This is a genomic window from Streptomyces sp. NPDC033966 (assembly GCF_055575955.1).
In genome coordinates this window covers 1-4,624 of sequence record NZ_JBVIRQ010000045.1, presented here as the reverse complement: position 1 = coordinate 4,624, position 4,624 = coordinate 1, and the positions used below count along the sequence as shown (strand labels likewise).

At 70.0% G+C, this 4,624-nt stretch carries 3 protein-coding genes and 1 pseudogene; 1 reads left to right on the top strand and 3 read right to left on the bottom strand.

The annotated features are described in order from the left end of the window. Positions 1-145: 145 nt before the first annotated feature. Both ACZ518_RS39330 and ACZ518_RS39325 read right to left on the bottom strand, forming a co-directional pair. On the bottom strand, positions 146-280 hold the full coding sequence (locus ACZ518_RS39330) for a hypothetical protein (RefSeq protein ID WP_469117831.1): 135 nt from the start codon (positions 278-280) through the stop codon (positions 146-148). 178 nt (positions 281-458) lie between these two features. Next, a complete protein-coding gene (locus ACZ518_RS39325; RefSeq protein ID WP_469117830.1) occupies positions 459-1,424 on the bottom strand; it encodes a protein NO VEIN domain-containing protein in 966 nt (321 codons plus the stop codon). Between the two features lie 221 nt (positions 1,425-1,645). Here ACZ518_RS39325 and ACZ518_RS39320 point away from each other — a divergent pair, with 221 nt between their 5' ends. Next, positions 1,646-3,667, top strand: a complete 2,022-nt coding sequence (locus tag ACZ518_RS39320) for a DNA/RNA helicase domain-containing protein (RefSeq protein WP_469117829.1) — start codon at positions 1,646-1,648, stop codon at positions 3,665-3,667. Positions 3,668-4,013: 346 nt separating this feature from the next. Here ACZ518_RS39320 and ACZ518_RS39315 read toward each other — a convergent pair. Then, positions 4,014-4,456: pseudogene (locus ACZ518_RS39315) on the bottom strand (IS5 family transposase); the annotation flags it as partial. Positions 4,457-4,624 lie beyond the last annotated feature (168 nt).

The window sequence follows — 4,624 nt, the reverse complement described above, 5'->3', positions numbered from 1 at the left end:
CCGTTCCCACTCGGCATCACTCAGATCACCCCGCCCCATGCCCACATCAACGACCTGAGCAGGGAGTAGTCACATGATCGGCCGGACAACTCCTAGAACCCAAGCTGTTGAAGGGGGCGCTCGGCCGACAGGGTGTGGGCGCGGTCTACGGGGCCGGGGTGAACTCCACGGTGCCGCCGCAGCCGGCCGCGATGTCGAGCAGCCGGTCCCGCTCCGCTTCGTCGACCGCGAGGCCCCAGCGGAGCTTGGTCGCGGTCCGCTCCGCGCCGTACCGGCACAACGCCTCCGCCGACGGGAGCAGGCCGACACCGGCTGCCCATCGCCAGTCCGACAGCTGTCGATCGACATGCCCCCTATTCGGGCTGCTGATCTGGCTCCTCGTCGATCCGTTTGGCGACGGCGTCGTGGACTTCTCGTCCGGTCCTCGCCCCTGGGCAGTGCAGGCAGGGTTCCTTGGGCTATGCGGGGGTGTGCGGGAGCCTGTATTCGTACTTGCGGGGGCGGAGGTCTTCTTCAGCGGGCTCCCAGTCGCGGTAGTGCGAGACGGTTCCGCCAGTGGCCGTGTAGGGGTCGGTCTGGGTGTCGACTCGGATGTCGCTGACGACGTAGAGGTCGACGGTGTTGTCCTTGTCCCGGGCGTGGAGGACTTCGTTGATGGTCAGCTCGACGCTGGTGGCGGCGCCTGTTGTGCCCTTGACCTCGATGTGGCGTTCCTCGGTGCCGCGGGTGCAGCGCAGGTCGTAGGGCTTGCCGAGTTTCTCGACTGTCCAGCCGTCCTGTTCGTAGTGGATGGTGGCGAGGGCTTCGGCGTGCTCTTCGATGGTCTTGCGCTTCTTGGGGTCGGAGATGTAGCCGGCGCCACGGCGGCGCCTTTGGGGCTTCTTCTTGCCTTCGACCTGGTCGGCGGTGAAGCCCGGGGACTGGTCGAGGGGGACGTCTTCGGGCTCGTCGGGGTCGACGGGGATTCCAGCGAGCTCCAGCAGGTGCTGGGCGGGCATCTGGAGGATCTTGCCCATGCCGCGGTCGGTGCCGGAGCGGCGGATGGCGTCGCTGCCGGCTTCGGTGAGGGGGCCTTCGGGTCCGAGGGGGACGTTCTCGAGTTTGGCCAGGGGTTCGATGCCGAAGCGCTGGGGGTATTTCAGGCGTCGTTCCGCCTCCTCGTCGGGCCAGTGCCAGGCGGTTCCGGTGTAGAAACCGCCGCGGACCTGGAAGAGGTAGAGGGTGGCGGTTCCCCGCAGCCAGTCGGGGAGCTGGACGCGGGGGGACGCTCCGGTGGCGAGGACCGCGAACTGCGGGTCGGCGTTGTCGTATTCGGGTTTGGTCTCGGGGAAGCCCCAGGAGAGGGTGTCGATGCCGTGCTCGAGGTTGCGCTGGGACTCGGTGCTCTGGCCCACGTGGACCATGACGAACGTCGAACTCTTCATGCAGGGCATCATAAGCAGCTCTCTACGCATAGGTCGATAGCGTTTTCGCTTTGGTAGCCCTTCCTGGCCGGTGTACTGGCGTACCGTCAACCCGCGTGACGTATAGCGGTGTTGATGCCTGCGCAGCGGCGGACCGGCCGGGCCGGGTGCGGCACGGGCCGAGGGCGTGGCAGGGCCCCCGTGCCGGGGTGAAGCGTTCGCAGACAGACGAGGAGACGTACGTGTCCGAGCAGACCTCTGGCCTCCGCGTGCTGGACGGGGCTCTTCCCGCTCCCCGTCCGGTCTCCGACGCGGTGGTGGGGGAGGTAAGCGGGCTGGAGCGGGGGCTGGTCTCCTGCGTGGCCGCGGGCCGGGTCGGTGACATCGCCGCGCGTATCGGCGACGCGGGCTTCATCAGCCGCTGCGTCGCCCGGTTCGCCAAGGCGGGGTTCGGGGTCCCGGGCGAGGCCGAGGTCCGCAGCTGGCGCAACAGCTGGCCCGCGCTGACGGGGGCGCTGGTACGGGCGGGGCTGTCGGACCTGCGGATGTATCTGGAGTACGGCACCCCAGGAGGCGGACGGCGCCTGGACGCGCTCCTGCTGGGCGCCGGCCCGGACGGGAAGCTCGTCCTGGTGGTGGTCGAGCTGAAGCAGTGGCAGACCTGCCGTGTCCTCGACGGCGGGGAGCGGGTGCTGCGTTCGGACGGGGTCGTCACGGCGCATCCGGTCTACCAGGTCGCCGCCTACCGCAGTTTCTTCCGGCACTGGCGGCCCGACGACGCGCCCGAACTGGACCTGCGCGCCGTGGTCCTGCTGCACAACGCCACCGCCGAGCAAGGACAGGTGCTGCGTCCCGGGGTGCCGGCGGTCGCCGACATCCCCGTCCTCACCTCCCCAGACCTCACAGCGCCGCCGGCGGAGCTCGCCGGGCTGCTGCGCTGCGCCGACCTGACTGCACCCAACACCGTGCAGGTCGCCGAGTTCGAGGGCATACGGTGGACACCCTCCAGCCGGCTCCTGGAACAGGTCGGCTCGATCCTGCAGGGCAGCTCATCATTCGCGCTGGTCGGTGACCAGCAGGACGCCTTCCTGCGGATCCGCGACGCCGCCGCCCGCCACCTGGCCCCCTCCCCCGACACGGCCGGTACGGTCCCGGCAGGGGCGGTCATCACCGTGCGGGGCGGGCCCGGCAGCGGCAAGACCGCCCTGGCCGTGCGCCTCCTGGGCCACCTCATGCGCGCCCACCCCGACTCCGGCGTCCGGTTCATCACCCCCTCCGGCACGCTCCGCGCCCACCTCCTGGACGCCGCGGGCGGCCACGGCGCAGCCCGCGAACTGTTCCCCTCCGCGGACGCGCTGCGCGGCACCGCCCGCCAGGCCAGCACCCTCGTCATCGACGAAGCACAGCGGATCAGGCGCCGCGGCCCGGGCCTGCCGCCGGACCTGGCGGCCGTGGTCGAGCACGTGCGGCTAGCCGTGATCTTCCTCGACGAACGCCAGATCATCCGGCCCGACGAAGGCACCAGCGTCAACGAGATCGCCGCGGCAGCCCGGGCCATGGGCCGCGTCCACCACCATCTCGAACTCACCGGCTCCTTCCGCTGCCAGGGATCCGCCGCCTACACCGCCTGGGTCGACGCCCTCCTGTATTGCGATCCCGAACCCTGGAATGGGCACACCGGCTACGGCCCCACCACGGTCGAGGACCCCTTCCTCCTCCAGGAAGAAATCGAGCGCGCCACCGCCGCCGGACACACCGCCCGGACCGCGGCCGGATTCTGCTGGCCCTGGACCAAGACCCGCCCCCGCGGCGCGACCACCCTCCCCCTGGACATCTCCATCGACGTCCCCGCCCGGCCCGACCACCCCGCACGCACCTGGAACGCCGCCTGGAACGCCGCAGGCACCCTGACCAACCCCGCCGACGGAACCCCCATCGCACCCCACAGCCAGCTCTGGGCCACACACACCGGAGGCCACCAGCAGATCGGCTGCATCTACACCGCGCAAGGCCTGGAGTACCAGCACGCCGGCGTCATCATCGGCCCCGACCTCACCTGGACCAACGGACGCTGGACCGCCCACCCCCACCACAGCCGCGACAGCTCCCTCCGCCACCTCGACCCCGACACCTACCTTCCCCTCGCGCTCAACACCTACCGCGTCCTGCTCACCCGCGGCACCCACAGCACCCACATCCACAGCACCGACCCCGACACCCACAAATTCCTCACCCAGCTCGTCAGCCCACACCCCGAAAGCTGACAGAATCAGCAACATCCACGACTCCACACACAAGGTTGCTGCACCAGCACCACGTCCCCAGCCTCCGCAACCCTTCACCCAGAGCGGGAAAGCCCCCCGGGACACCGCCCCCCACGGCACACACCCGGGTTCCCGGATCGGCCCTACAAGGCTGGTCCCCGGGAACCCGCCCCTGTAGGTAGCCGCGAAGGCGCCGCCCCGCCCCGGCGGGCCGCACGTCGGCATGCACGACTTCGGCCAGCGCCCCGCCGCCCCCGACCGCTGCAGCTCCCACACCGGCACCGCCTCCCGGACCGCCTCTGCGGCAAGCGCCTCGCTCCCCGGACTCACCAGGCGCTGGCCCAGACGCTGCGAGCGGGGTGCCATGTCCGTCGGTGATCAGATGATGCTTGGAGCCGGCCCTTCCCCGGTCGACCGGCGACGGGCCTGTCTGGAGCCCCCTTTTAGCGCTCTGACGTGGCTGGAGTCGACGACCGCTCTCGACCAGTCGAGGCGGGCCGCGGCGTTCAACTCGGCCAGCAGCACCTCATGCAGCCGCTGCCAGACCCCGGCCTCATTCCAGTCACGCAGCCGGCGGCGCCAACACGTCATACCGGAACCGAAGCCGAGCTCTTGGGGCAGGTGTTCCCACCGAATGCCGGTATGCAGTACGAACAGGATCCCGCACAGCGCCTGCCGGTCCGGGACCGGCTTGCGGCCCGGGTACCTGAAGCGCCTCTCCCGCTTTGACAGGAGCGGTTCGATCCGCTCCCACAGGTCATCCGACACGATCCACGGCGAAGCCCCCATGGCCCGGACAACTCCGAACCCGCCGAGCGGACACGGGCACCAGGACTGATCCACCTCATTGTGTTAGGCGTTCTTAGACACCGTTTCTTTTCGTTGTCCCGAGACGCCACACTGCTGAGGTGAACCCTGACCTTTATCCCGATCTGGCGGCTGCGGGCACCTTGGCCG